The sequence below is a fragment of the Acinetobacter sp. LCT-H3 genome (genome assembly GCF_001866125.1).
Classification (GTDB): Bacteria; Pseudomonadota; Gammaproteobacteria; order Pseudomonadales; family Moraxellaceae; genus Acinetobacter; species Acinetobacter schindleri.
On record NZ_MODX01000001.1, the window covers coordinates 103,961 to 130,493 of the forward strand.

23 protein-coding genes and 2 tRNA genes are annotated in these 26,533 nt (G+C 43.6%); 18 read left to right on the plus strand and 7 right to left on the minus strand.

Annotated elements, in window-relative coordinates; translation table 11 throughout:
* The first annotated feature begins 25 nt into the window (after positions 1 to 25).
* Positions 26 to 1,687 carry an energy-dependent translational throttle protein EttA gene (gene ettA, locus BK820_RS00525; RefSeq protein WP_004810042.1) on the plus strand — a complete coding sequence of 554 codons (1,662 nt, stop codon included), beginning with the start codon at positions 26 to 28 and terminating at the stop codon, positions 1,685 to 1,687.
* A 57-nt stretch (positions 1,688 to 1,744) separates the two neighbouring features.
* Here ettA and BK820_RS00530 read toward each other — a convergent pair whose 3' ends face one another.
* The 6 genes from BK820_RS00530 to BK820_RS00555 form a co-directional block, all read right to left on the minus strand.
* Positions 1,745 to 2,131, minus strand: a complete 387-nt coding sequence (locus BK820_RS00530; protein ID WP_004810040.1) for an SEL1-like repeat protein — start codon at positions 2,129 to 2,131, stop codon at positions 1,745 to 1,747.
* A 175-nt stretch (positions 2,132 to 2,306) separates the two neighbouring features.
* The gene (locus BK820_RS00535) at positions 2,307 to 2,648 is read right to left on the minus strand and encodes a hypothetical protein (RefSeq protein ID WP_004810038.1); all 342 of its coding nucleotides are present in this window, start codon (positions 2,646 to 2,648) and stop codon (positions 2,307 to 2,309) included.
* Positions 2,649 to 2,812: 164 nt separating this feature from the next.
* A tRNA-Glu gene (locus BK820_RS00540) sits at positions 2,813 to 2,888 on the minus strand.
* Between the two features lie 34 nt (positions 2,889 to 2,922).
* Positions 2,923 to 2,998 (minus strand) — tRNA-Ala (locus BK820_RS00545).
* 57 nt (positions 2,999 to 3,055) lie between these two features.
* Positions 3,056 to 4,564 carry a glutamate--tRNA ligase gene (gene gltX / locus BK820_RS00550; protein ID WP_071319789.1) on the minus strand — a complete coding sequence of 503 codons (1,509 nt, stop codon included), beginning with the start codon at positions 4,562 to 4,564 and terminating at the stop codon, positions 3,056 to 3,058.
* Between the two features lie 135 nt (positions 4,565 to 4,699).
* Complete coding sequence (locus BK820_RS00555) at positions 4,700 to 5,029, minus strand: hypothetical protein (protein WP_004896289.1); 330 nt, start codon at positions 5,027 to 5,029, stop codon at positions 4,700 to 4,702.
* 399 nt (positions 5,030 to 5,428) lie between these two features.
* Here BK820_RS00555 and BK820_RS00560 point away from each other — a divergent pair, with 399 nt between their 5' ends.
* The 9 genes from BK820_RS00560 (at position 5,429) to BK820_RS00600 (ending at position 15,893) form a co-directional block, all read left to right on the plus strand.
* A complete protein-coding gene (locus BK820_RS00560) occupies positions 5,429 to 6,430 on the plus strand; it encodes a sulfate ABC transporter substrate-binding protein (protein WP_004896287.1) in 1,002 nt (333 codons plus the stop codon).
* Positions 6,431 to 6,684: 254 nt separating this feature from the next.
* Complete coding sequence (locus BK820_RS00565) at positions 6,685 to 7,704, plus strand: sulfate ABC transporter substrate-binding protein (protein ID WP_005223477.1); 1,020 nt, start codon at positions 6,685 to 6,687, stop codon at positions 7,702 to 7,704.
* 190 nt (positions 7,705 to 7,894) lie between these two features.
* On the plus strand, positions 7,895 to 8,806 hold the full coding sequence (gene rsmH, locus BK820_RS00570; protein WP_004896284.1) for a 16S rRNA (cytosine(1402)-N(4))-methyltransferase RsmH: 912 nt from the start codon (positions 7,895 to 7,897) through the stop codon (positions 8,804 to 8,806).
* A gap of 10 nt (positions 8,807 to 8,816) precedes the next feature.
* Positions 8,817 to 9,149: a cell division protein FtsL gene (gene ftsL, locus BK820_RS00575; RefSeq protein WP_004810026.1), complete on the plus strand. Its 333-nt coding sequence runs from the start codon at positions 8,817 to 8,819 to the stop codon at positions 9,147 to 9,149.
* Positions 9,150 to 9,164: 15 nt separating this feature from the next.
* Complete coding sequence (gene ftsI, locus BK820_RS00580) at positions 9,165 to 10,988, plus strand: penicillin-binding protein PBP3 (protein WP_071319790.1); 1,824 nt, start codon at positions 9,165 to 9,167, stop codon at positions 10,986 to 10,988.
* A gap of 11 nt (positions 10,989 to 10,999) precedes the next feature.
* Positions 11,000 to 12,496, plus strand: a complete 1,497-nt coding sequence (locus BK820_RS00585; RefSeq protein ID WP_004896282.1) for a UDP-N-acetylmuramoyl-L-alanyl-D-glutamate--2,6-diaminopimelate ligase — start codon at positions 11,000 to 11,002, stop codon at positions 12,494 to 12,496.
* A 12-nt stretch (positions 12,497 to 12,508) separates the two neighbouring features.
* Positions 12,509 to 13,912: a UDP-N-acetylmuramoyl-tripeptide--D-alanyl-D-alanine ligase gene (locus tag BK820_RS00590; protein ID WP_004896281.1), complete on the plus strand. Its 1,404-nt coding sequence runs from the start codon at positions 12,509 to 12,511 to the stop codon at positions 13,910 to 13,912.
* Positions 13,913 to 15,031, plus strand: coding sequence for a phospho-N-acetylmuramoyl-pentapeptide-transferase (mraY, locus tag BK820_RS00595; protein ID WP_048881757.1), 1,119 nt, complete (start codon positions 13,913 to 13,915; stop codon positions 15,029 to 15,031). It begins immediately after the preceding gene.
* A gap of 58 nt (positions 15,032 to 15,089) precedes the next feature.
* Positions 15,090 to 15,893 carry a putative RNA methyltransferase gene (locus tag BK820_RS00600; RefSeq protein ID WP_071319791.1) on the plus strand — a complete coding sequence of 268 codons (804 nt, stop codon included), beginning with the start codon at positions 15,090 to 15,092 and terminating at the stop codon, positions 15,891 to 15,893.
* A 71-nt stretch (positions 15,894 to 15,964) separates the two neighbouring features.
* Here the strand turns inward: BK820_RS00600 and ponA are convergent, their stop codons facing one another.
* Positions 15,965 to 18,493, minus strand: coding sequence for a penicillin-binding protein PBP1a (gene ponA, locus BK820_RS00605; RefSeq protein WP_071319792.1), 2,529 nt, complete (start codon positions 18,491 to 18,493; stop codon positions 15,965 to 15,967).
* Positions 18,494 to 18,662: 169 nt separating this feature from the next.
* Here ponA and BK820_RS00610 point away from each other — a divergent pair, with 169 nt between their 5' ends.
* From BK820_RS00610 to BK820_RS00645, 8 genes are read left to right on the plus strand one after another with little or no spacing between them, the layout of a single operon-like run.
* Positions 18,663 to 19,721 carry a pilus assembly protein PilM gene (locus BK820_RS00610; protein ID WP_004810013.1) on the plus strand — a complete coding sequence of 353 codons (1,059 nt, stop codon included), beginning with the start codon at positions 18,663 to 18,665 and terminating at the stop codon, positions 19,719 to 19,721.
* Positions 19,721 to 20,362: a PilN domain-containing protein gene (locus BK820_RS00615; protein ID WP_005223471.1), complete on the plus strand. Its 642-nt coding sequence runs from the start codon at positions 19,721 to 19,723 to the stop codon at positions 20,360 to 20,362. Before BK820_RS00610 ends, BK820_RS00615 begins: the two co-directional genes overlap by 1 nt.
* Positions 20,356 to 21,075 (plus strand): type IV pilus inner membrane component PilO, encoded by a 720-nt coding sequence (locus tag BK820_RS00620; RefSeq protein WP_171260573.1) that lies wholly within the window; start codon positions 20,356 to 20,358, stop codon positions 21,073 to 21,075. Before BK820_RS00615 ends, BK820_RS00620 begins: the two co-directional genes overlap by 7 nt.
* Entirely contained in the window at positions 21,075 to 21,602 is a 528-nt protein-coding gene (locus BK820_RS00625) for a pilus assembly protein PilP (protein WP_004810006.1), read from the plus strand. The genes BK820_RS00620 and BK820_RS00625 overlap by 1 nt, the downstream gene beginning before the upstream one ends.
* A gap of 16 nt (positions 21,603 to 21,618) precedes the next feature.
* Positions 21,619 to 23,784 carry a type IV pilus secretin PilQ gene (locus BK820_RS00630; protein WP_071319794.1) on the plus strand — a complete coding sequence of 722 codons (2,166 nt, stop codon included), beginning with the start codon at positions 21,619 to 21,621 and terminating at the stop codon, positions 23,782 to 23,784.
* 36 nt (positions 23,785 to 23,820) lie between these two features.
* Positions 23,821 to 24,357 (plus strand): shikimate kinase AroK, encoded by a 537-nt coding sequence (gene aroK / locus BK820_RS00635; RefSeq protein ID WP_071319795.1) that lies wholly within the window; start codon positions 23,821 to 23,823, stop codon positions 24,355 to 24,357.
* Between the two features lie 27 nt (positions 24,358 to 24,384).
* Complete coding sequence (gene aroB, locus BK820_RS00640; RefSeq protein ID WP_071319796.1) at positions 24,385 to 25,464, plus strand: 3-dehydroquinate synthase; 1,080 nt, start codon at positions 24,385 to 24,387, stop codon at positions 25,462 to 25,464.
* 13 nt (positions 25,465 to 25,477) lie between these two features.
* Positions 25,478 to 26,320: a hypothetical protein gene (locus tag BK820_RS00645; RefSeq protein ID WP_071319797.1), complete on the plus strand. Its 843-nt coding sequence runs from the start codon at positions 25,478 to 25,480 to the stop codon at positions 26,318 to 26,320.
* Positions 26,321 to 26,533: the final 213 nt, after the last annotated feature.

Genomic DNA, 26,533 nt, shown 5'->3' on the forward strand with positions numbered 1-26,533 from the left:
TGGTTTTTCAATTGAGGAGTCCTACGTGGCCCAATATATTTATACGATGAACCGAGTATCCAAGATGGTTCCGCCGAAGCGCGAAATCCTCAAAGATATCTCCTTATCATTTTTCCCAGGCGCAAAAATTGGTGTGCTTGGTCTGAACGGTGCGGGTAAATCTACTTTGCTTCGTATTATGGCGGGCGTAGATAAAGATTTCTCTGGTGAAGCTCGTGCGCAACCGGGTATCAAAATCGGTTATCTGGAGCAAGAACCACCTTTGGATGAAACCAAAGACGTTCGTGGTAATGTTGAAGATGGCGTACGTGAAGCACTTGATGCTTTGGCACGTTTGGATGAAGTTTTCGCTGAATATGCAGCAGAAGATGCAGATTTCGATGCACTTGCAAAAGAGCAAGAAAAGCTAGAAGCGATTATTCAGACTTGGGATGCGCATAACCTGAACAACCAACTTGAACAGGCGGCAGCTGCATTAAACCTGCCAGCTTGGGATGCTGATGTAACTAAATTGTCTGGTGGTGAGCGCCGTCGTGTTGCACTTTGCCGTCTGCTTCTGTCTAAGCCAGACATGTTACTTCTAGACGAACCGACGAACCACTTGGATGCATCATCTGTATCCTGGTTAGAGCGTTTCTTGAAAGATTTCCCAGGTACCATCGTTGCGATCACGCATGACCGTTACTTCCTGGATAACGTAGCAGAGTGGATTCTTGAACTTGACCGTGGCATGGGCATTCCATACCAAGGCAACTACTCTTCTTGGTTAGAGCAGAAAAATGCCCGTTTAGAGCAGGAACAGAAGCAAGAAGAATCTTTTGCTAAAGCACTTAAGAAAGAACTTGAATGGGTTCGTTCTAATGCGAAAGGTCAACAAAAGAAAAACAAAGCACGTATGGAGCGCTTTGAAGAGCTTAACTCACGTGAATTCCAGCAACGTAATGAAACGTCTGAAATCTACATTCCACCTGGTCCACGTCTAGGTAACAAGGTTGTAGAAGTTGAAGGTATCAGCAAATCGTTTGGTGATCGTACGCTCTATAAAGATTTATCGTTTGTTGTACCGCCTGCTGCGATTGTGGGTATCGTCGGTGAAAACGGTGCGGGTAAAACTACACTCTTCCGTATGATGACAGGCGAATTACAACCTGATACGGGTACAGTAACTTTAGGTGATTCAGTTAAAGTTGCTTATGTAGGTCAGATTCGTGATACCTTAGATAACAACAAAACTGTTTGGGAAGAAGTTTCTGGCGGTTTAGATATCTTGCGTATTGGTGAATACGAAATTGCATCACGTGCGTACATCGGCCGTTTTAACTTTAAGGGCCAAGATCAGCAAAAACGTGTCGGTCAGTTGTCCGGTGGTGAGCGTAACCGTTTACAGCTTGCAAAAATCCTGCAAATGGGCGCTAACGTAATCTTACTCGATGAACCGTCAAACGACTTGGACATCGAAACTTTACGTGCACTCGAAGATGCGATTCTTGTCTTCCCGGGTACAGTGATGGTGATCTCGCATGACCGTTGGTTCCTTGACCGTATTGCAACGCACATCCTGTCATTCGAAGGTGAAACACCTGAATTCTTCACCGGTAACTATGCAGAATTCGAAGAATACCGTCGTAAACGCGATGGTGATGACCTTGTTGCGAAACGTCAGAAATACCGCAAAATTGGTGCTTAACTAAAGCGCAAAAAACCAGCCCTAGGGCTGGTTTTTTATCCTATATTCTTAAGTTCTTCAGCTTTCTATTTCTGATAAAAGTTGTGCAGCCTTACTATGATTTTGCTGTCTGGCTTTATCTAACCATAATCTGGCCTGTTCATCATTTTGATCTAAACCTAGTTTCCCATGCAAATAATACACGCCAAGTCGATATTGTGCTTCCATATGTCCTCTTAACCCTGCACTCAGGTAGTTCCAGACAGCATTGCGTTGATAGATGTGTTTTGGGGTTAGGCGTTGGCTAATCTCTGGTATAGCCTGTAGTTGTTGCAGGGTCATGCACAGTGACTCATATTGTAAAGCCTGCAAATAATAAGTATCTGCTTCACTTGGTTGCTCCTCAATGAATGGAATAGGTGGATCATTACAAGAAAATAGAAAATTTATAATTTTTTTAAGCATTTTTATTATTCCTTTATGCTGCATCCCTGCAATAAATTGGAATCCTTTTTTATAAGAATAAATTACACCAGTTTGTCTGATGATGTTTTTAAATTTTTAGATAATCCGATAAAACTAATCTAATGAAAGGCATAAAAAAGACTGCCGAAGCAGCCTTAAATACGAAAGAGAAAAATCAGATTTCCCATTCATGATTACATTCACGGCATTTCCATTTTTTCTGGCTTTGCATGAATGCCTGCATAGAAATTTTAAAGTCAGGCAAGTCTTTATAGAACATAAAGCCTGCAATCAGACAGATCACGAATACAATTACTGTTGCAGTCTGTAGGGTAGTGCCTGCGCCGTCACCAAAAATCCACATACCAATACTGATGATCACCAGCAGAAGTAAGACAAATAGGGCAGGTACAAGAAGTACCAAGCTTTTTGGCACGACTGGACGTGCTGCTGGCTGACCTGGTTGTGCAAGCGGCATGATTTTAGGACTTTGACATTTCGGACAACGGTATTGCATTGCAACTCCAGAATTTTTCAATTTTGTCTATTTTAATCTTAATCATACAGAAAGCCAAAAGTGGCTCAAAGTTATCATAATAAATTTCAGACAATAAAAAACCCAAGTCGCAATGCTTGGGTTTTTATTAAGATCACCCTAATGTATTAGGGTGATCTTGAATATGGCGTCCCTACGGGGATTCGAACCCCGGTTACCGCCGTGAAAGGGCGATGTCCTAGGCCTCTAGACGATAGGGACAAATGAGGCAAATACACAAGTAAAGCAAGACTTTTGGTGGAGTCAAGGAGGATCGAACTCCTGACCTCTACAATGCCATTGTAGCGCTCTACCAACTGAGCTATGACCCCAGTCTGTGTGAGCGCTATATTATGGATATAACGTTCACACGTCAACTAAAAATTTAATTAAGCTTCATCAACTGCATCATTTTTCGGCAATTTTAAGCTTTCATTAAGTTTTTCCCAGACTTTCAGCTCTTTTTTGCTTGGACCACCGACAATTTCCAGGGCATGACGCAGACGGGCAAAGGTCAGGTCCGGTCCAATCGTCACCATGGTTTGCATCACGGGTGTAGATGCAGTTGAACCGGCAATGGCAATAAAGAAAGCTGGCATAAAGTCACGCAACTTGATGCCCATCTGGTTGGCAAGATCCATCAGAGTTTGGCTGACCGTATCATTATTCCAGGTAAACAGGCTTTCCAGACGCCAGATAGCAAACTGCAAACTTTGACGTACCTGTTCTTCAGTCAGTTTTTTGCTTTCAAACTGTTCTTTACTTAGTGTCGGGAAATGGTTGAAATAATGCGCTGACCAGTTCACCGCTTCAGACAGCAGGTTAATACGTGGCTGAATCGCAGCCGCAATTTCTTCCAGCTTCGCACGGTCTGCTTTCCAGGCCAGTAAAGTATCCAGCAGTTCGGCAGGAGAAAGTGCCTTAATCCACTGACCATTTAACCAGTTTAGCTTTTCTACATCAAAAATCGGACCACCCAGAGACACACGATTGATATCAAAATGCTTAATCATTTCAGCCAAAGTGAATTTTTCGCTTTCATCTGGCATTGACCAGCCCATACGACCCAAGTAGTTCAGCAGGGCTTCTGGCAATACACCGATGTCTTTATAGTAGTTAATAGACGTCGGGTTTTTACGCTTAGACAGTTTTGATTTGTCCGGATTACGCAGTAGTGGCATGTGGCACAGCACTGGCATGTCCCAACCAAAATATTTGTATAGCAACTGATGTTTAGGCGCAGAAGGAATCCATTCTTCACCGCGAATCACATGGGTGATTTGCATCAGGTGATCATCGACCACGTTTGCCAAATGATAAGTTGGCAGACCGTCAGTTTTTAGCAGAATTTGCATGTCGACTTGCGCCCATGGAATTTCTACTTCACCACGCAACATATCATTGAAGGTACATACACCTTCAGTTGGCACTTTCATACGAATCACATGCGGTTCGCCAGCTGCCAGACGACGTGCGACTTCTTCTTTAGAGAGTTTCAAACCACGGCCATCGTAACGTGGTGATTCACCACGTGCCTGCTGTTCAGCACGCATTTCATCTAACTCTTGCGCAGTCGCAAAACAGTAGAAGGCATGACCTTTATCTACCAGCTCTTCAGCATATTTTTTATAGATGCTCATACGTTCTGACTGACGGTATGGCGCATGTGGACCGCCAACATCCGGACCTTCAGACCAGTTCAGGCCTAACCAGCGCAAAGAATCCAGAATCATTTTCTCTGATTCAGGGGTAGAGCGCAGCTGATCAGTATCTTCAATACGAAGAATAAATTCACCGCCGTGCTGCTTGGCAAAGCACAGGTTAAACAAGGCAATATAGGCAGTTCCTACATGAGGAAAACCTGTAGGAGAAGGGGCAATACGAGTACGAACAGTCATAGTCGGATGGAATCTAAATATAAATTTCTGGCTATTATAACGAAAAAGCCACATCACTTAATGCTTAATTCAACATTGAATGATATGGCTTTAGATCAGAAGCAGTTTTAAATGTTGCGAGCTGTCAGCTGATAATTAGGAATTGCTGCTAAAGAAAAAATTTTGCAGAAAACGAGTAAAACTCTGGTTTTGATCGGCAAAAAAGTTTTGTGATGGACGTACTTTAATTGCAGTCAAAACTTTCAGGTTTTCTTCAGGATGCAGAGATTTTTCAGTTTTTTGCTGCTGAATTGCCTTTTCAATAGGAGATGACTTAGTCACTGTTACTGCTGGTTTAGAGGCAGCAGCTGTTAGTGCAGCCGGATTATTAACTAGCTCAGGGTGCGCAACAACAGCGTTGCTGAATTGTGCGGTAAATAAAATGGATAGGCTCAGGATGCCGGTCTTGAACGTTGCAAATTTCATGTCCAAACTCCCTCTCTTGTTGTGGTGCTGGATTTATAGTCTTAGGTTTTTTGTTGTGTTGAATACAATTCAATCACATTTAACCTCTAAAAAGTAGAACCAAGTCACAAAATTTACAAAAAAAATAAATATGACAATGGAAAATTGAGAAAAATCAGAGATCACCTCATAACGGCGCTATTTTTAGCACAGGACTATGAAGAGACTATGAAGAGACTATGAAGATTATATCCTAAAGTAATCAATTGATAGGCGATAAGTATAAAAAATGCAGAGAATTGTCATTTATAAGATATCTGAAAATAAGAAAAACTTTAAAATTATTATTATAAGCATATGATTGTTAAATATATTTCAAATTTATATAGTGTTTTTTAGATAAACAAAAGAGCTATTGTAATGAAAAAAATAATTGTATCTGCATTTTTCGCAGTGCTTTCGGGGACAAGTACACAGCTGGCAATAGCCAAAGATTTCCTGAATGTTTCCTACGATCCAACCCGTGAGTTCTATCAGGAATATAATGAAGAATTCGGCAAATTCTGGAAACAAAAAACCGGACAAACGGTTAACTTTAAGCAGTCACATGGGGGTTCAGGTAAACAGGCCCGTTCCGTAGTGGATGGTTTACAGGCAGATGTCGTAACATTGGCACTGGCCAATGACATTGAAGAAATCGTCACTGCTGGTCTGATTCATAAAGGCTGGCAAAAAGAGTTTCCGAATAACTCAGCACCTTATACTTCGACTATTGTCTTCTTGGTGCGTAAGGGTAATCCAAAACAGATTAGAGACTGGAATGACCTAACCAAGCCAGGGGTCGAAATTATTACCCCAAATCTGAAAACCGGTGGCGCACCACGCTGGATTTATCTGTCTGCCTGGGGCTATGCGCTGAAACAGCCGGGTGGTAATGATATCCAGGCCAAAGAACTGGTGAAAAAATTATATGGCAATGTCAAAGTGCTGGATTCAGGTGCGCGTGGATCTTTAACCACTTTTGCTGAGCGTGGCATCGGTGACGTGTTGTTGTCTTGGGAAAATGAAGCCTTGCTGGCGACTCAAGGTTTAGGTAAAGACAAATACGAAATTGTTTATCCGTCTATCTCGATCTTGGCTGAACCATCGGTGGCGATTGTCGACAAAAGTGTCGCGAAAAATGGTAATGCGAATCTGGCTAAAGGTTATTTGAACTACTTGTATTCACCGAAGGGACAGGAACTGGCAGCGAAATATTATTTCCGTCCGCGTGACCAAAAAGCGGCTGCAAAGTATGCAAAACAGTTTCCAAAAATTCAAACCTTTACAATTGATAAAGTGTTTGGTGGTTGGGCCAAGGCACAGAGAACTCATTTCGTAAATGGTGCAATCTACGACCAGATTTCTGCTGAAAACCGCTAATTTGCCATGGTTTTCTAAATACTTGATAAGACGGCAAAACGGATAAATTGCTTATCCGTTTTTTTCATATCTAAAGAATAAAATGCTATAAAACCTGCATAGCTCTATATTGTTAAAATTTTTATTATATAAAACATAATATTAAAACAAAAAATAACTGAATATTACCCTGTATACACTTTGTTTGCTGAATTGCGAAAAATAACTTTATTTCATATAGTTATATGAATACAAGATAATCCTCCCGTGCTCTCATGAAAACTCAGTTAAAATCAATATTTAGCGCTGCCTTATTGGCAACAGGTTTGACATTTACCGCAACTGCCACGCAAGCAGCTGACCGTGATTTTTTAAACGTGTCTTATGATGCAACCCGCGAGTTCTATGACGAATTCAATAAATCTTTTGGTGCTTACTGGAAAAGCCGCACCGGTATTAATGTAAACTTTAAACAGTCGCATGGTGGTTCTGGTAAACAGGCACGTTCGGTTGTTGATGGTCTGAAAGGCGATGTTGTGACGCTGGCTTTAGCCAATGACATTGAAGAAATCGTAAAATCGGGCCAGATCAAAGCGGGTTGGCAAAAGGAATTCCCATATAACTCTGCACCGTATACCTCGACTATTGTATTTATGGTGCGTAAGGGTAACCCTAAAGGAATTAAAGACTGGAAAGATCTGACTAAACCAGGCGTGGAAATTATTACACCAAACCCGAAAACTGGTGGTCTGCCACGTTGGGTGTATTTGTCAGCTTGGGGTTATGCAGAAAAACAACCGGGTGGCAGCAAGGCGAAAGCTCAAGAGTTTGTGGGCAAGCTTTATAAAAACGTAAAAGTCATGGACTCAGCTGCACGTGCATCGATGACTACCTTTGCAGAGCGTAATATTGGTGATGTATTGTTGACCTGGGAAAATGAAGCTTTAGTGACGCAAAAAACACTGGGTAAAGACAAGTTTGATATTATCTACCCATCTCTGACGATTCTGACTGAACCTTCTGTGGCAATTGTGGATCGTACTGTCGAGAAAAATGGCAATAAATGGTTAGCAACAGGCTATATCAATTATTTATATTCTCCACTCGGTCAGGAAATGGCAGCAAAACATTATTACCGTCCACGTAATCAGGAAGTTTTAGCGAAATACTCGAAGCAGTTCCCGAAAATCAAAACTTTTACCATTGATGAAGTATTCGGTGGCTGGGCCAATGCACAGAAAACTCATTTCGTGAATGGGGCGCTCTTTGATCAGATTTATAACTCAAAACGTTAATTTGTTGATTTAAAATTTAATTTTATAAATAAAGAAGCTTCCTCCAAGGAAGCTTTTTTATCGTTTGAGTAAAAATAAAAACGGTTTTCTCTATGGAAAATAATATTTATCTACAAAAAGTCGTTTGGAGCTTTAGCTAAACAGAGTGATAATGTGCAGTTAAATTTTTCGCCCTATTGATTGAGTTTTTATGTCCCATATTTCTGTATTGCTTCACGAAACCGTTGATGCCCTGGTGGCTGATCGAAATACGGGAATTTATGTGGATGGAACCTTCGGCCGTGGTGGCCATACGCGTCTTTTATTATCTAAATTAGATGAAAATGCCCGTGTTTATGCCTTTGATAAAGACCCTCAGGCACTTGAAACAGCGGCGATCCTGGAACAGGAAGATCCCCGGTTTAAAATTATTCATGCCAGCTTTGCTGACCTTAAAGAAGCACTTGCTGAGCATGGTATAGAAAGCGTGGATGGCGTGATGGCGGATTTAGGCGTGTCATCTCCACAGCTGGATCAGGCTGAACGTGGCTTTAGCTTTATGAAAGATGGTCCGCTGGATATGCGTATGGACAATTCACAAGGCCCGACCGCAGCTGAGTGGCTGGTGAATATTGAAGAAGAAGCTTTGGCCAATATCATTTTCCAGTATGGCGAAGAGCGATATAGCCGCCGGATTGCCAAAGCGATCAAGGCTGCCGGATATATTGATACGACAGCCAAGCTGGCAGAAATTGTCAAAGTGGCACACCCGAAATGGGAAAAAAATAAACATGCGGCAACCCGAACTTTCCAGGCGATTCGTATTGCTATTAATAAAGAATTAGAAGATATTGAAGTTTTCCTGCCACAAGCCGTTGAAGTACTTAAACCTCATGGCCGTTTGGCGGTTATTAGCTTCCATTCATTGGAAGACCGTTTAATTAAACAATTTATTCAAAAAGAATCTACCTTAGAGGAAGACTCGGGCTGGGGGATGCCGCAACAACGCAAGGATACACGTCGACTGAAAAAAGTATCCCGTATCAAGGCAAGTGATGAGGAAGTGAAAGCCAATCCTCGTTCACGTAGTGCATGGCTCCGAGTTGCAGAACGTTTAGCTTAATAGGCAAATAATGAAAACTGAAGTGGTCGAAAGGAAGTTGAATCAGTCAGGGATGAAGAAAGCCATTACTTACGGCATTCTGTTGATGATGGTTTTCATCAGTGCTGTATTTGTGGTATTTCAAGTCTTTGAATATCGTCAGGATTACCGAAAACTGAGCAGCTATCTGCGTGAGCGTGATGATCTCAATGCGGAGTGGGGGCGTTTGCTGATCGAGCAGCAGACCTTTGGTGCAACCGCCCAGATCGGAACACGTGCCGTGACCCAGCTCAGAATGTATTCTCCTCCTGTTTCACAGACCGTGGTGATTTCATTGCCACAAACTTCAGATGTAAAAAAATAAGGCTAGCGCTCAGACATGGTAGACAAGAAAACCAAGCAAGTGGCACGTAAAAAACAGTCCGTGACGACAAAAAATGCTTTAAGCGTTGATATTAGCCGTTTTTATATTATGTGGGCCGTGGTACTGCTGTGCTTTCTGGCTTTGATCGGGCGCGCTTTTTATGTACAGGTGATTAATAAAGAATTCCTGCAGAACAAGGCCAATGCCAAGATTTTAAGAACCGACAAAATTAAAGCCATGCGCGGTGTGATTTATGACCGTAATGGCGTGCCACTGGCGATAAGTACTCCAATTATGCGGGTGGTGATTGATCCACGTGATTATTTTGATAATAAAAAACTCTATGATGAAACGATTCAGGCTTTGGAAAAGGATCCGAATAACCGCAAGCTGAAACGTCAGTTACCGGATAAAAACCTGAACCTGGATGAACTGGCTGATGCGGTGGGTATGGATCGTGCCGACCTGCGCAAGAAAATGGAAGCGCGTCCGCGTTCCCGTTATCTGATCCTGAAAAAAGAAGTTCCGCCTCAACAGGCTGAGCTGATTATGAAGCGTAATTTCCAGGGTGTATACACCGAGAAAAACTATAAGCGTTACTATCCGCAGCCACAACCGAACTCACAGATTATTGGCTTGACCAACAGTGAGAGTGTGGGCATTGAAGGCCTGGAAATGCAGCTGAATACCCGTCTATCAGGTGTAGACGGCGAGCAGCACATAGTACGTGATAAGAAGGGCAACCGCGTTAAAGACCCTGAAATTATTAAAGAAGTTGAAGCAGGGGAAAATATCACGCTTAGCATCGATTCACGCTTGCAGTACATTATGTATCGTGAACTGACTGCAGCAGGTGTTGCAAATAATGCCCGTTCTGCAACCGCAATCGCGGTGGATGTGAAGACGGGTGAAATTCTGGCGATGACTTCATGGCCAGCTTATAACCCGAATGATAAAAACGGATTATTGAACAAAGATGCGATGCGTAACCGCGGTGCGGTCGACTCTTTCGAGCCGGGTTCAACCATGAAGCCGCTGACTGTAGCGATGGCGCTGGAAAGTGGTAAATACACAGCCAATTCAGTGGTGAATACGACCCCGGGAAGTATGCGGGTCGGGAATCACACAATCCGGGATACCCACAATTATGGGCAATTAACCTTGGGTGGTATTATCCAGAAATCCTCTAACGTTGGTGTCGCCAAACTGGCGTTATCACTGCCTTATGAAACCTTGCCGACTTTCTATAAACGCCTTGGTTTTGGTCAGCGTTCTGCCGTGAAATTCCCGGGTGAAAGTGCCGGTCTGATTCTGCCACCTAGTAAATGGAACGTGTCTGAAGTGGCGACTATGTCTTATGGTTATGGTCTGAATGCGACGGTGCTACAACTGGCTGATGCCTATGCCATGCTGGCTAACAAGGGCGTAAAAGTCCCACTAAGCCTGTACAAATTAGAAGAGCAGCCGAAAGGCGAGCAGATGATTGATCCGAAAATTGCAGACCAGGTTCTGCTGATGATGGAAACTGCAACCTTGCCAGGGGGTACCGCTACTCGTGCGACAGTGCCAGGTTATCGGGTTGCAGGTAAAACAGGGACTGCGCATAAATTGCGTGCTGACCGTAAAGGTTATTCGACCAATGAATACCGTGCTTTATTTGCCGGCGTGGCACCAGTCAGTGACCCACGGATCGCTATGGTGGTGGTGGTAGAAAACCCGCAAGGCACCTACTATGGTGGTACGGTATCTGCGCCGGTCTTTGCGCGTGTAATGCAAGAGTCTTTACGCTTGCTGAATGTCCCATTGGACAAACCTTTAGAATCTCCCCAAGTCCAGTAAACAGGTGATCAATGTCGATAACATTTCAAGATCTCTACGCCGTTCAAGATAGTGCTGAATGGATGCGACAATCCTTTCAGGGCTTTGAGCTGGACAGCCGAAAAGTAAAATTAGGGCAAATTTTTATTGCCCTGACCAGTCTGTCTCAACCTGAGAAAACTGTGGAATATGCGAAAAAAGCGCTATCTCTAGGAGCACTGGCAGTCATTTCTGAACAGGATCTCGGAATCTCTCCTGCATTAGTCGTGACAAATGTACGGCATCTAATGGGGGGGTGGCAGAAACGTTATCTGCAAGCGACCCAGCCAGTACAGGCTGCAAGTATTCTGGCCGTGACTGGAACCAATGGAAAAACCACCATTTCTCGCTTGGTCGCAGAACTCTTGATGCTGCAAGGCAAACCTTGTGCGGTGATGGGCACCACGGGCAATGGAATTTTGCCAAATCTGGAAGCCTCTTCGCATACCACACTGGATGCGCTGCAATTGCAAAATGCCCTACATGGTTATGCGCAAGCGGGCGCAGAATTTGCTTCGATTGAAGCCAGTTCGCATGGTCTTGAACAAGGCCGCTTAAATGGCTGTGATATTGAAATTGCAGCTTATAGCAACCTGAGCCGTGACCATCTGGATTATCACGGTACGCTGGAAGCTTATGCTGAGGCCAAGTCACGTTTATTCAAATTTGAATCTCTGAAAGTTGCGATCATTAATCTGGATGACGCACATGCTCAGGTGATGATTGAGGCGGCTCAGGCTAATCTAGCGCAGCCGAAAATTTTGACTTATTCATTGTCGCAAGCTGCTGACTATCAGGTACAGGATATTCAATACCGGATTTCTGGTGCAGAATTTAAACTGATCACTGCGCAGGGTACATTCACCGTACACAGTCCACTCTTGGGTCATTTCAATGTTGAAAACCTAGTGGCGAGTCTGGTTGTTGCAGAACAGGCTGGTTTTGATTTAGCAAATTTGATTGAGACTGTGCCTAATCTAAAAGGCGCACCGGGTCGTATGCAGGTACTGCGTGATGGTGAGCGCTTGTTTGTAGTGGATTATGCCCATACGCCAGATGCTTTGACGCAGGTATTGGTGACTTTAAAACGCCATGTCAATAACAAGCTCTGGGCGGTATTTGGCTGTGGTGGTGACCGTGATCGTGGTAAACGTCCATTGATGGCACAAGCGGCTCTCAATGGTTCGGATATTGCGATTTTAACCTCTGACAATCCGCGTACTGAAAACCCGGAACAGATTTTCGCGGATATGAAGCAAGGTATCGATTTCGCTGGTAAAACTTATCAGGAAATTCATGACCGCCGTGAAGCGATCAAGTTTGTAGTGAAACATGCGCAAGCGGGTGATATTGTCGTGATTGCAGGCAAAGGGCATGAAAATTATCAGGAAATCGATGGCGTTCGCCATTGGTTTGATGATGTTGTCGAAGTACAGGCGGCCATTGATGCGCAGCACTGTAACTCTGATTCAGCATATCCAGCGCAGTAATAGGACGAATTTATGCATACTTCAACTACCAGTACTGTGCCTTTGGTACCTTGGACTGCAGTACAATTACAACAGGCGACTCAAGGTTACTGGCTGAATGACAAGCAGCCTGAAGGCGAAATTAAACGTATCCTGATGGATTCTCGTGATGCTGAAGCTGGTGATGCTTTTCTGGCTTTGAAAGGTGAACGCTTTGATGCACACGATTTCGTAGCACAAGTGGCGGCAAACGGTTGCCAAATTGTCATTGTCGATCATCCGGTTGATGCTGAAATCTGCCAATTGGTTGTGGACGATACCCGTCAGGCGCTGGGTCGTCTAGGCGCTTTCCGCCGTCAGCAAAATCCACAACTCAAAGTCATTGCCCTGACTGGCAGTAGCGGTAAGACCACTACCAAGGAAATGCTGGGTAGTATCTTGTCTCGTCTGGCACCAACTTTGGTGACGCGCGGTAACCTGAATAATGATCTCGGTGTGCCTGTGATGTTGCTGGAGCTGCGCCCAGAGCATCAATATGCAGTGATGGAGCTGGGGGCCAGCCATCAGGGTGAAATTGACTATACTGCTGGTCTGGTACAGCCGCACGTCGCCGGTATTATTAATATCGGCACGGCACACCTGGGTGAGTTCGGTGGTCGTGATGGGATTTGCTGTGCCAAGTCAGAAATTTATTCGCATATTTCTGAAACCTCTATTATTCCTGCAGCGGATGATTATGCCGAGCAGATTCGAGCTGCTGTGAAAACCGAAAAGACCTTAAGTTTTGGTCAGGGTGGAGAGGTCTACGCAACTGAGGTGGAATTACATCCGCAGTCTGCAAGCTTTATTTTGAATACACCTCAAGGTAATAAAACAGTAAACCTGCCATTTGCTGGTGAGCATAATGTGCAGAATGCAACTGCTGCTGCGGCCTTATCTTTAGCACTTGGTATCAGCCTGGATGATATTGTGGCTGGCCTGGAAGAGGCAGTAGGTGCCAAAGGTCGTCTGAACTTCATCAAGCACAAAGAATTTGTGTTTATTGATGATACCTATAATGCCAATCCAAACTCGATGCGTGTTGCCGCTGACGTTTTAGCACAGCAGGAAGGTATCCGTGTCATGGTGATGGGGGATATTGGCGAGTTAGGTGCATCAGCCGCGATTGAGCATTATAAGCTGGGTCGCGATCTGGTTTCGGTAAAAGGCCTGAACTTTGTGGTGGCAGTCGGTGAATTTGCACCTGCCGCACAAGAAGGCGCGCGTAGTACACAATATGGTAAGAAAATGCAGGCTTTCCTGAATCAGGAGCAGGCATTACCGTTTTTAATTCGTTTGATTGAAACACATCAACCTCAGCCGATGTCATTCCTGTTTAAAGGGTCGCGTTTTACTCATATGGAAACATTGATGGCTGCATTGATGGAGAAACTCTAAATGCTGTTATGGCTATTTGAACAACTGGCGGGCTATGACAGCACGTTTCAGGTGGTTCGTTATTTAACATTACGTGCTTTGCTCAGTGTCTTGACGGCATTGACCATTGGTTTGGTGCTGGGCCCTGTGATGATTCGCAAATTACAGGCATTGAAATACGGTCAGGCGGTGAGCTCATTTGCACCGGAAAACCATGCCAAAAAAATGGGTACACCCACCATGGGGGGTGTGCTGATTCTGCTCTCAATTGGTATTTCGACCTTACTCTGGGCAGATTTATCGAACCCATACGTGTGGATTGTACTTGCGGTGATGGTGATTTTTGGTGCCGTCGGCTGGGCAGATGACTGGATCAAGATCCGTTATAAGGATAATGCCGGTTTGCCTGCACGCAAGAAGTTTTTCTGGACCTCTGTAGGTTCAATTGGTGCCGGTATTGCGCTTTATGTGATTGCACAGCAACAACCGAATCCGGTCGTGACAGCCAACATGCTGGATGTGCTGATTCCATTCTTTAAGGATCACACGATTCCACTCTCAATGATTCCACTCGGTATTGGTTTTATTATCTTTACTTATTTCGTGATTAATGGCGCATCGAATGCCGTTAACCTGACGGATGGTCTGGATGGTCTGGCGATCATGCCGATCGTACTGGTGGCTGCTGGTCTAGGTGTTTTTGCTTATCTTGCCGGTGATGTACGTTTTGCGAACTACCTGCATATTCCATATGTAAAATATTCATCTGAGCTGGTGGTGATCTGTGCCGCGATGATTGGTGCTGGTCTAGCATTCCTGTGGTACAACGCCCATCCTGCGCAAGTGTTTATGGGTGATGTTGGTGCCTTGTCGCTGGGTGCGATGCTGGGGACGATTGCGGTGATGGTACGTCAGGAAATCGTATTTGCGATTATGGCCGGTGTGTTTCTGGTAGAGGCGATTTCGGTTTTCCTGCAAATTGGTTCATTAAGAATGCGCAATAAACGCGTATTCCTGATGGCACCATTGCATCATCATTATGAAAAGAAAGGCTGGCGTGAAACCCAGGTGGTGATCCGTTTCTGGATTATTACGATTATGCTGGTAGTTTTAGGTCTAATGACCTTAAAATTACGCTAAGAAATGCATTTGAAAAAGTCGGCGCATGCCGGCTTTTTTGTTTTGGAGAAACTATAAAATGAACCTACTCATGTGTCCGGTATGTCGTGAGCAGTTACGTCTAAATGAAGGGACCTGGCGCTGTGACAATCAGCATAGCTATGATGTAGCAAAGCAAGGCTATGTGAATCTGCATGTGGTTCAGCATAAACACAGTAAAAATCCCGGTGATACACCTGAATCAGTACAGGCGCGCCGCGCATTTTTAAGTGCAGGTCACTATGCTCCTTTGCAACAAGCAGTGGTACAAAAGATTCGTGAACTGCGTATTGAAAATCTGCTGGATATTGGTTGTGGAGAAGGGTATTACACTGATGCCATGCAACAGGAAGTACTGCAGTGTGTAGGCGTGGATATTGCCAAAAATGCGATTCAGGTAGCAGCGAAGCTGAATAAAGAGATTACTTGGGTAGTAGGTACAGGTGCAACTTTGCCTGTATTAGATGAGTCAATAGATCTATGTACCAGCCTGTTTAGCCCGATTCCGAAACAGGAAATTCTGCGTGTACTCAAGCCGAAATCTTATTTAATGGTTGTGACTCCTGCACCACAGCATTTGTATGCCATGCGAGAAGCCTTATTTGAGGAAGTTAAACCACACGAGCCACAAAAGTTTGTCGGGCAGTTGCAAGATGCATTTGATTTGGTGAGTGAACAGATTGTTGAAGCGCCTATGAATTTGCCACAAGCAGACTTAAAAAACCTGATTGCTATGACTCCGTACGCTTATAAGGCTAAGTCAGAACGCCGTCTGGCACTTGAACAGCAGGAGCAATTTGAATTGATGGCACAATACCAGATTTATCTTTTTCAAAAGAAATAATACTGATTATTATCTAAACAATATAAAGCCCTCAATTGAGGACCTTATATTTGACTGCTTAATCGGGAAAGTTACTGAACCTGTTCAATCAGAGTATCAAGAGAATCCGTTTTCTTTGGCTGCAATGGTTGTTCCTGCGTTGCTGGTGTTTCACCAGGTACAGTCAATTCTTCACCCGGTAGATCTTCAAAATCATTTTGCTCACGTCTAGGTATAACGACTGGGGCTGGACGATACAGTGGAGTGGCCATTGGTGGAGAAGAGTGGTCTTCCTGTACTTCTTCTAAATCCTGATTGATGACTTTAGTACGATTAACTGGGGCTTTGGCTTTACGATCCAGACGCACCCAAGATTCTGGTGTACCTTTTAGCGCATTGGCCATAAAGTCGGTCCAGATTGGCAGGGCAGCTACACCGCCATACTCACGGCGACCTAAAGTTGTTGGCTGGTCAAAGCCGACCCAGGCTACTGTTACCAGCTTACCATTAAAGCCAGCAAACCAGGCATCCTTGGCATCGTTAGTAGTACCTGTCTTTCCCCCCAGGTCACTACGCCCAATGCGTAAAGCTGCACGGCCAGTACCGTGCTGGATTACATCACGTAAAATATTAGCCATTTCGTAGGCAGAGCTGGATTTAAGAATACGCTGTGCCTGACGGTAATTGCTATGTTCAGCCGAAACTTTCGGTGCTACTGCTTTGGTTTCCAGTGAGCGGTTATTCATTTCGATCACTTCATCATCTGGCGTCACCACGTCAGCAGATGCAATCGTTTGTTCTTCCTGATTAATACAGGAAATGCAGGCATATTCAGGTTTTGCTTCAAAAATCGTCTTACCATAAGCATCTTCAATACGGCTGATGAAATGCGGCTGGATACGGTAACCGCCATTGGCGAAGGTGGCATAACCGGTTGCCATCTGAATAGGTAGTACTTGCGGCGTACCAAGGGCAATGGTGTAGTTGCGTGGAATCTGTTTGTCTTCCAGACCAAAATCCATCAATAATTGTCGGGTGCGCTCAATCCCCACCGTTTGTAGCAGGCGCACAGAAACGGTATTACGTGAAAGGTATAAGGCACGACGTAAAGGAATCATGCCCAGATAACGACCATCTGAGTTTCGGGGAGTCCATTTACCAATCGTAATCGGCGCATCATTGACCATGGTATGCGGACTCATGCCGCGTTCCAATGCCAGTGCATAAACAAAAGGCTTGATGGTCGAACCCGGCTGACGCCAGCCTTGAATGGCACGGTTAAAAGTCGATTGATAAAAATTATAGCCACCCACCACTGCTTCAATGGCACCATTATTTGGATTGATGGCAATCAGCTGACCTTGGACTTTAGGAATCTGTACCAGTGCCCAAGAAGTTTTTTGTGCATTAGGGCGTAAACGGACAATATCTTTCAGTTTAACAATATCCGCCGCACGCTTGGGTGCAGCGCCAACACTATTGGCGTTTCGGTAACGGCGCGCCCATGACATTCCTGACCAGGGAACGGTGACGGTGGTTCCATCCTGCATTAAGGCTTCAAAACTATTTGGGTTGATTTTAGTGACTTGAGCAGGGTAGGTATTGGCAAAAGGCTGGAATTTTTTTAAGGGTTGATCATTTGCTTCAGCACCGCGCCAGCCATGACGCCGGTCATAGGCTTCAAGGCCTTCTTGTACCGATTGCTCAGCATACGCCTGACGTTGACTATTAATCGTGGTATAGACTTTATAGCCAGAATCGATAGCCTGTGCACCAAAATTCTGGATCAGTTCAGAACGAACCATCTCTCCAACATAGGGAAACTTATTGCGAGTGCTACGATCCGGCATATCCAGATTGATTGGTTCCGCAATCGCTTGCTGATACTGTGTCTGATTCAGATAACCAAGCTGCAGCATACGTCCCAGAATCCAGTTACGACGTTCAAGAGCACGTTTAGGGTTGGCGACCGGATTGTACTTGGAAGGGGCTTTCGGCAAACCGGCAATCATCGCCATCTGAGCAAGAGAAAGTTCTTCCAGGCTTTTGTTGTAATAGATTTTAGCTGCTGCTGCGATGCCATAAGCATTTTTACCCAAGAAAATCTTATTCACATAGAGGGTTAAAATTTCTTCTTTAGTCAGGTTTTGCTCAATTTTACGTGCCAGGAAAATTTCAGTCAGTTTGCGCTTCAGTGTTCGTTCTGGACTGAGATAATAGTTTTTTGCCACCTGCATAGTGATGGTCGAACCACCGGTCTGTACATCGGAACCCGTGACGCTTTCACTTAATGCCCGGCCCAAGCCTTTAAAACTGATGCCACTATGTTCGAAAAAGCTGGAATCTTCTGCAGCGAGGAAAGCATGAATAAATTCTGGTGGAATCTGATCATATTCTACAGGCACAGAAAGTTTGCCGCCATATTCTGCAATCAACTCTTGATCGGAACTAAATACTTGTAAAGGCTTAAGTAAAGGTGACTTTTTAAGGATAGACATTTCAGGCAAAGATGGAGCAATATAAAGGTACATGCCATAAAAGCCCATCGGAATTGAGATCATAATTATGATAATGATCAAAAAAAATGGATGAACAAGGCCTGAACTGGATAGCTTTTTCATAACAAGTAAGTTTTAATAAGAGCTAATGGCAAACTAAGTGAGCGGTCAGTATATCCTTTAGATATACATAATGTTAGATGACTTATTGTATCTAGATAAAATTATTAGACCGATTATACCTAGTAGGCTACTTTATTTTTGGGGATAAAAAAATAATAGGAATGATATTGTGCGCAGGTTATATCGTAAGCCAAACAAGGGGTTAATAGGCGTCGACATCAGCTCGACTTCTGTTAAAGTTTTGGAACTCTCTATGAAAAGCGGACGGTACTGGGTAGAAAGCTATGCTTTGGTCCCATTACCAGAAGGTAGTGTTGTTGAAAAAAACATCTTAAATCCAGAAGCCGTCGGTGATGCTTTGGCTCGTGCTATTAACTTGGCCAATACCCAATCTAACCAGGCTGCATTTGCGATTCCTACGTCTATGGCGATCACCAAAACGATCGAAATGGATGCAGATATGACAAGTGATGAACGCGAAGTTCAAATTCGTGAAGATGCCGAACAATACATTCCATTCCCACTCGATGAAGCCAGCATTGACTTTGAAGTCTTGCCTGATCGATTGTCTAATCCAAATCGTGTCAATGTTCTGTTGGTCGCAACCCGTATTGAAAATGTCGAAGCCCGGTCTGAAGTACTGCAAATCGCGGGGATCACACCCAAGATTGCAGATGTAGAAAGCTTTGCATTGGAAAATGCTTTTAGGGTGTTTGCCGATACTTTACCAATGGGCGTAAATACTGTCGGTATTCTGGATATTGGTCATAGCATGACAACTCTATCAGTCATGCGGAACAACAAGATTATTTATACCCGTGAGCAGGTGTTTGGGGGCAAGCAGCTGACTCAGGAAATCCAGAATCGTTATGGTCTGTCTTTTGAAGAAGCGGGACGCGCCAAGAAAACACGTGCATTGCCAGATGACTATGATATTGAAGTCTTGGAGCCATTCTTGGATGCTGTGGTGCAACAGGCAGCTCGTTCATTGCAGTTTTTCTTCTCATCTTCTCAGTTTAATGAAATTGACCATATCCTGTTGGCAGGAGGGAATGCCAATATTCCGGGTCTGGCAAAATTATTACAGCAAAAGCTTGGTTACCGTGTCACGATCGCGAATCCATTTTTACAAATGGGCTTTTCTCCTCAAATTGATATTAAAAAAATTGAAAATGACGCGTCCTCACTCATGGTTGCATGTGGTTTGGCATTGAGGAGTTTTGATTAATGGCAAAAATTAACTTACTTCCTTGGCGTGATGAGCTCAGGATAAAAAGAAATAACGAATTTGTCGCATATTGCATCGGGGCCTTTTTGCTAGGGGTAACAGCAGCTGGAGGAAGCTGGTTCTACTATGATCAAAAATTACAGGATCAAGAACAAGCCAACCAACTCATCATCAGTACCAATCAGAATCTGGATGTACAGCTAAAATCTCTGGAAGGTTTACAGGAACAGCGTAATGCGATTGTGGAACGCATGAAACTGATTCAAGGTTTACAAACCCAGCGTCCAATTGCCGTACATCTTATTGACGAGATTGTACGTGTGACACCAAGTGATATGTATATCACCAAGTTTGACCGTGTCGGTGATAAGTTCACCATTGAAGGTAAAGCAGCAAGTCCAAATACGGTTGCAGAATTATTGCGTAATCTCGAAGCTTCTACCTGGTACCGTAATGCTTTCATGAATGCATTCCTGGTGGCGGAAGAGAACAAGGACAAGGCGCCAAGCTCTGTTATTCCACGTGTTGAAGAATCTTATGGCACATTTACAGTGACAGTGGATCTGGACCAGATTGCTCAACCGGTGCTTTCAGAACAACAGCCGCAAGCAGCTGCAGCAGCAGGAGGGGCAACATCATGAGCGAACAATTTGATGAATTAGGTCAGGAAGCTGTTGTTGTACCAAAAAATAAAATGACGGTAGAAAAGTTTTTTCAGCAATTTAATACCCTCGATCCAAATAACTATGGTAGCTGGCCACTGGCTGTAAAGATTACCTGCTGGGTATTTATTGTTTTCCTGGTTTTGATGCTGGCTTATTTCGGTCTGATTCGAGGCAAGATTGAATCAATTACTCAGGCCAATGCACAAGAACAGAATCTGTTAAATGAATTTCGTGAGAAAGATTCCAAACTGCGTAATTTGCAACAATACCAACAGCAACTTCAGGATATGGAAGCAAGCTTTAACCAGCAGCTTGAACAGTTACCAAAGGAAACTGAAATCCCAGGTTTGGTTGAAGATATTAACTTGAGTGGTGTCAATGCCGGGCTGAAGTTTAAGAATATCCGTCTTGAACCTGAAGTAAAACAAGAGTTCTTTATTGAACAGCCAATTTCTATTGAAGCAACGGGTGATTATCATGCCTTTGGTTCATTTGTCAGCGGTATTGCTGGGTTGTCTCGTATTGTGACACTACACGACTTTACGATTACGGGCACTGAAAATAAAGAGAAGAAAACAGATATCCCGGTTGTAGATTATACCTTGAAGGCAAAAACCTATCGTTATGTCGGTAGTGCGAACTCAGCATCACCAGATACAACAGCTGCGAATGGTCAGGGGGCACAGTAATGAAGATGATCAAGATTGCTTCAGCACTTACTGCCGGATTGATCCTGGCAGGTTGTGAATCACGTATTGATGTGGTCAATCAGGAAATGGCCAATATCCGCAATCAACCCGCATTGCCCATTGAGCCAGCACCCGATTTTGCTCCGGTTGAAACTTTTAGTTATGCAGCACATCAGCTGAAAAGTCCTTTCTTGCCAAGTTCATTGGCAGCAGAACTGAAGATCATGGCAGGGAAACGGGTTTATCCAAACCTATCACGTCAATTGCAACCCCTAGAAAGTTATCCGCTTGAAACTTTGACCATGAAAGGAAGTCTCAAAAATCAGGCTGGACAGATTATGGCTTTAATTAATACGCCAGATGGGGAAATTGAACGTGTACAGCGCGGTAGTTATATGGGACTTAATCATGGTCGGGTGATCCATATCACACCGACACAAATTGATCTGATCGAGATTATTCCAGATGGACGCGATGGCTATGTGGAACGCCCTCGCAGTATGGTCCTGATTGGGCCTGCGCCATAAGTTAAAGGGAATAACAATGAATAAAAGTTTTAAAGAATTTATTTTTGGGGATGCTAATACAATGAATCATGTGTTTCGTCAGTTTTCAATGGGGGCAGTTGCCATTGCTGTTATGCAGGCGGCAAGTGCACAGGTTTCGATGACCAATGTGGTACCAATGCAGCTTCCTGGTCAAGGTACTGAAATTCGCGTGATGTTTAATGGCTTGCCGCCTCAACCACAAGCTTATCAATTAGAATCACCATCACGTCTGATTCTGGATTTTGATAAAGCACAGCAGAATTTAAAACAAAGCAGTATTGCTGTTGCAACGAAAGAAGCAAGTTCTGTAGATGTGACTTCAGATGCCCAGCGTGCACGTTTAACTGTGAATCTGGCTGATGCGGGTGCATTTACCACGCGTGTTGAAGGCAATACCTTTATTCTAAAAATCAATTCAACCAATCCAGTTATCCCTGTACAGCCAGTCGTACAACAAAATACTCAAGGCATTACCAATATTGGGTTCCAGCGCGGGGCGAAAGGTGAAGGTCAGGTCGTGATCGATCTGGCGAGTGGTAATACACCGGTTGATGTACAACAGCAAGGCACTAAAGTTATTGTACGGGCATTAGGCTCCAAGATTCCTACTCATTTAACGCGTCGTCTGAATGTGAATGATTTTGCTACACCTGTTTCGACAGTAGATGCAGTCAACCAGAATGGCTCTGGAGTGATTACCATTCAAACTTCAGATAGCTATGAATACATGGCTTATCAAACCGATAATAAACTGACAATTAGTTTAAAACGCCCAGAAGAGAAAAATCCATTACGTCCAAAAGCTGCTCAGCATTATACTGGTAAGAAAATTTCTTTAGATTTTCAGGATATTGAAGTTCGCCGAGTATTACAGCTACTAGCAGATTTCACTGACATTAATATGGTTGCAGCAGACAGCGTACAAGGCAATATTACTTTACGTCTTAAGGAAGTGCCTTGGGATCAGGCTTTAGATATTGTTTTAAAGACTAAGAATTTGGATAAGCGTCGTAATGGTAATGTAATCTGGATAGCGCCTGTATCTGAGCTCATTAAAGCTGAAGAAGAAGAAGCCAAAGCACTTGCACAAAGTGTAAAGCTTGCTCCTATTCAGACAGAATATATGCAACTCAGTTATGCCAAAGCAGCTGATATTGAAAAGCTCATCACGCAGAATAAAGGGGCCTCAAGTGCCGGTTCTAATACAGGCAGTACAAGTGGAGATGATAAGGAGAGTCTACTGAGTTCACGTGGTTCTATTTCTATTGATGCACGTACCAATACTTTAATTGTAAATGATACTCAGCCTTTTATCGATAAAATCCGCAATATGGTGGATCTGCTTGATGTACAGGTAAAGCAGGTCATGGTTGAAGCACGTATTGTGCGTGCATCGACTGAATTCACCAAAGAAATCGGGGTGAAATGGGGAATTCTTTCTCAGGGCATTACTAATAATAATAATCTATTAGTGGGTGGAAGTGACACTACACTTTGGGATTTGCGTGATCCTCAAGAAAGTGATTTAGGTGGGTATACCTATGATATTCAACGCCCAGATAATTTGAATGTTGACTTGGGTGTTGCAAACCCTGCTGGTCGAATTGCTTTTGGCTTGATTAGCTTATCTGACTTTATGTTAGATCTGGAGCTTTCTGCTTTACAAGCAGATGGTTATGGTGAAGTGATCTCAACACCTAAAGTTTTAACAGCAGATAAGCAGGCGGCTAAAGTTTCATCAGGTACACAAATTCCGTATCAATCTTCAGAAGGGGGTGGTGCAAATGCAGTTTCAACTACTGAATTTATTGATGCAACCCTCAGCTTAGATGTAACTCCTAGTATTACACCTGACGGTAAAGTTCAGATGCTGCTCAATATTACCAGTGATACTCCTGGAAACCCGACTCCAACGGGTCAATTAACGATTAATAAAAATCAAATTAGCACTAATGTGCTGGTTGATAATGGAGAAACGGTAGTTTTGGGGGGAATTTTTGAGCAAGAAACACGGAATGGACAAACTAAAGTACCTTTCTTGGGAGATATTCCATATTTAGGTCATTTATTTCGTAGAGATCTTAAATCTGACAATAAGCGTGAGCTCCTGATTTTTGTTACACCTCGAATTGTTAATGACAGTGTTTCAAGAAATCATTAATATATTTTGAAATTAACAAAATGAATAGGTGACTCCTTGCCAAGCAAAGAGTTTGAATCCCTGCCAAATATCTATTTGGTAGGGCCGATGGGGGCGGGAAAGACAACAGTAGGACGGCATTTAGCAGAATTGTTAGGACGAGAATTTCTGGATAGTGATCATGAAATTGAGCGTAAAACAGGTGCAACGATTCCCTGGATCTTTGAAAAAGAGGGTGAGCAGGGCTTTCGCAGTCGTGAGACGGTTGTCATCGATGAGTTAACTTTACGACCACAGTTGGTTTTGGCCACAGGTGGTGGTGCGGTGACTCAGGCGTCTAACCGCGAATATCTGAAACAGCGAGGCATCGTTGTTTATCTCTACACTCCTGTAGAAATCCAGCTCCAGCGAACCTATCGCGACAAAAACCGTCCCTTATTACAAGTTGAGAATCCAGAACAGAAACTTAAAGATCTGCTGGCAATTCGGGATCCGCTGTATCGGGAAGTCGCACACCATATTATTGAGACCAATCAGGGCGCTGCACGCGATCTGGCACAGCGTATTCTGAATCTCATCCTTCCGAAAAAATAAGCTCAGTAAAAAAGTGGTTACCCCATCATGCAAACCTTACATGTCGAACTCGGTGAACGTCGTTACCCAATTTTTATTGGTAGCGATTTAAATCCTCAGCAGCTGTTAGAACCTTATATTCATGGTAAACAGGTGATGATTGTCAGTAATGATACGGTAGCACCACTATATCTGGAACACTATAAGACAGCCTTGGAAAAACTGGGTAAAACGGTAGCGACCTGTATTTTGCCTGATGGCGAGAAATTTAAGGATATTCAACATTTAAACCTGATTTTTGATGCATTGCTTGAAGCAGGTTTTAACCGGGATTGTACGGTATTGGCGTTGGGTGGTGGCGTGATTGGTGATATGGCTGGTTTTGCTTCAGCCTGTTTCCAGCGTGGTGTGTACTTTATTCAAGTGCCAACAACTTTGCTTTCGCAGGTGGATTCCAGTGTCGGTGGTAAAACCGGGATCAACCATCCACTCGGTAAAAACATGATTGGTGCTTTCCAGCAGCCACAAGTCGTGCTGGCGGATATGTCCCAGTTATCAACCTTACCAGATCGTGAATTATCAGCAGGTCTTGCTGAAGTCATTAAATATGCATTACTCGGTAATAAGGACTTCCTGGTTTGGCTGGAAGCCAATATGGAAGGTCTGATTGCTCGTGATGAGCAGTTGCTGGCTGAAGCTGTTTATCGTTCATGCGCGCATAAAGCCCGTATCGTGGCGAATGATGAAAAAGAGCAAGGTGAGCGTGCTTTACTCAACCTCGGTCATACTTTTGGCCATGCCATCGAGTCTTATCTGGGCTATGGTGAATGGCTGCATGGTGAGGCGGTGGCAACCGGTATGGTCATGGCCGCTGATTTATCACAGCGTATGGGCTGGATTTCCGCAGCCGAGGTAGAGCGTACAAAAAAAATCATTTCTCGTGCCAAACTTCCGATTGTTTGTCCTAAAATTCCTCTGGATGATTTCCTGGGATATATGGCACATGACAAAAAAGTCTTAAATGGACAGTTACGTCTGGTATTGCTGGAACAATTAGGACAAGCGATTATCACCCGAGACTTTGATGTAGAATTAATGAAGCAGGCCATTCTGGCCAATCAGGCATAGGTAATTTTAGAAAATGACAGCACTCCATACGCCATGGCAAAAGATTCAGCATTATTTTTGGCTGGTGACTGCGGTAGGCTGTCTTTTTGTTGCGCTCATTTTTTGGGCAATTACAGATAAGGATCAGGTCACTCCTGTAGAGAAAAAGCCTGAAACAGAGGTTGAACTACTGATTCAACCAGAAAAAGTTGCTTCAATGACCAATCTTGGTGCATTAAATGAGGAAGTTCATCCGCTGGATATGACCACACGCACCATTGTAAATGCAAACCATGAAGCCGAGTTTCGTGGTACCAAATATGTTACTCAATTTAAAAATCAGTATGCGATTGAGCTATTTCGGGTCTCTGATGAAATCATTATTAAAAACTTTTTAAGAAAACAGATAGATCGTAATAAATTCATCTACTTACGTCTGTCAGGCGAAAATATGCCTGAGCAATATGTTTTACTCTATGGTTCTTATAAATCAGCCAATCAAGCAAAGCAGGCACTGGACCATCTGAATATGGATTTGCCAAAATCAGTCAAACCGGCTGTGCAGCAAATTCAGGATTATCAACCTTATGTGAATAACTTAGGTTCTGATGAGCTGACGTCTAACCAGAAACTTTATCAAGTACGATTAAAAAATGTGCCTCTACCAAAAGTAGAGGAAACAGTAGTTCCTGAACCGCAGAGCCAGCCCTCATCAAATACGCCAAGTACCACCAGTACAACCATTGTTCGTCGTGATCCATCGGGAAATGTGGTAGATGTGCAGAAGTCTGAAAGCACTGTACCGTCAACGCCACGTGCTCAACCTAATGGTCAACAACGTGCTGAAGAACAAGAGATAAGTGATCCTTTTAACTGATACAAATTTGGGTGCGAGCTAAAATAGCGCACCCTGTATGAAAAAATGCTATAAATGTGCGCTTTTGGTGCAAAAAATACACAATAAAAATCATCACTCTGTATCTAATATTTGCTAAATCTTTGTCATTGGTATTGTTTCTGTCTTAGTGCATCAAGTTGGCATGTTCTTTGCTTTATTGGTGCATGAATTGAATTAATCTCCCTGTTTTGG

Excerpts from the sequence above, each read along its gene's own strand:
- BK820_RS00585 (WP_004896282.1), top strand. The coding sequence starts at position 11,000 with ATGTCGATAACATTTCAAGATCTCTACGCCGTTCAAGATAGTGCTGAA.
- gltX (WP_071319789.1), bottom strand. The coding sequence starts at position 4,564 with ATGACTGTTCGTACTCGTATTGCCCCTTCTCCTACAGGTTTTCCTCAT.
- BK820_RS00625 (WP_004810006.1), top strand. The coding sequence starts at position 21,075 with ATGAAGATGATCAAGATTGCTTCAGCACTTACTGCCGGATTGATCCTG.
- aroB (WP_071319796.1), top strand. The coding sequence starts at position 24,385 with ATGCAAACCTTACATGTCGAACTCGGTGAACGTCGTTACCCAATTTTT.
- BK820_RS00560 (WP_004896287.1), top strand. The coding sequence starts at position 5,429 with ATGAAAAAAATAATTGTATCTGCATTTTTCGCAGTGCTTTCGGGGACA.
- BK820_RS00530 (WP_004810040.1), bottom strand. The coding sequence starts at position 2,131 with ATGCTTAAAAAAATTATAAATTTTCTATTTTCTTGTAATGATCCACCT.
- BK820_RS00555 (WP_004896289.1), bottom strand. The coding sequence starts at position 5,029 with ATGAAATTTGCAACGTTCAAGACCGGCATCCTGAGCCTATCCATTTTA.
- ponA (WP_071319792.1), bottom strand. The coding sequence starts at position 18,493 with ATGAAAAAGCTATCCAGTTCAGGCCTTGTTCATCCATTTTTTTTGATC.
- BK820_RS00600 (WP_071319791.1), top strand. The coding sequence starts at position 15,090 with ATGAACCTACTCATGTGTCCGGTATGTCGTGAGCAGTTACGTCTAAAT.
- ftsI (WP_071319790.1), top strand. The coding sequence starts at position 9,165 with ATGGTAGACAAGAAAACCAAGCAAGTGGCACGTAAAAAACAGTCCGTG.
- BK820_RS00630 (WP_071319794.1), top strand. The coding sequence starts at position 21,619 with ATGAATAAAAGTTTTAAAGAATTTATTTTTGGGGATGCTAATACAATG.
- BK820_RS00535 (WP_004810038.1), bottom strand. The coding sequence starts at position 2,648 with ATGCAATACCGTTGTCCGAAATGTCAAAGTCCTAAAATCATGCCGCTT.
- BK820_RS00565 (WP_005223477.1), top strand. The coding sequence starts at position 6,685 with ATGAAAACTCAGTTAAAATCAATATTTAGCGCTGCCTTATTGGCAACA.
- ftsL (WP_004810026.1), top strand. The coding sequence starts at position 8,817 with ATGAAAACTGAAGTGGTCGAAAGGAAGTTGAATCAGTCAGGGATGAAG.
- BK820_RS00615 (WP_005223471.1), top strand. The coding sequence starts at position 19,721 with ATGGCAAAAATTAACTTACTTCCTTGGCGTGATGAGCTCAGGATAAAA.
- BK820_RS00645 (WP_071319797.1), top strand. The coding sequence starts at position 25,478 with ATGACAGCACTCCATACGCCATGGCAAAAGATTCAGCATTATTTTTGG.
- mraY (WP_048881757.1), top strand. The coding sequence starts at position 13,913 with ATGCTGTTATGGCTATTTGAACAACTGGCGGGCTATGACAGCACGTTT.
- rsmH (WP_004896284.1), top strand. The coding sequence starts at position 7,895 with ATGTCCCATATTTCTGTATTGCTTCACGAAACCGTTGATGCCCTGGTG.
- BK820_RS00590 (WP_004896281.1), top strand. The coding sequence starts at position 12,509 with ATGCATACTTCAACTACCAGTACTGTGCCTTTGGTACCTTGGACTGCA.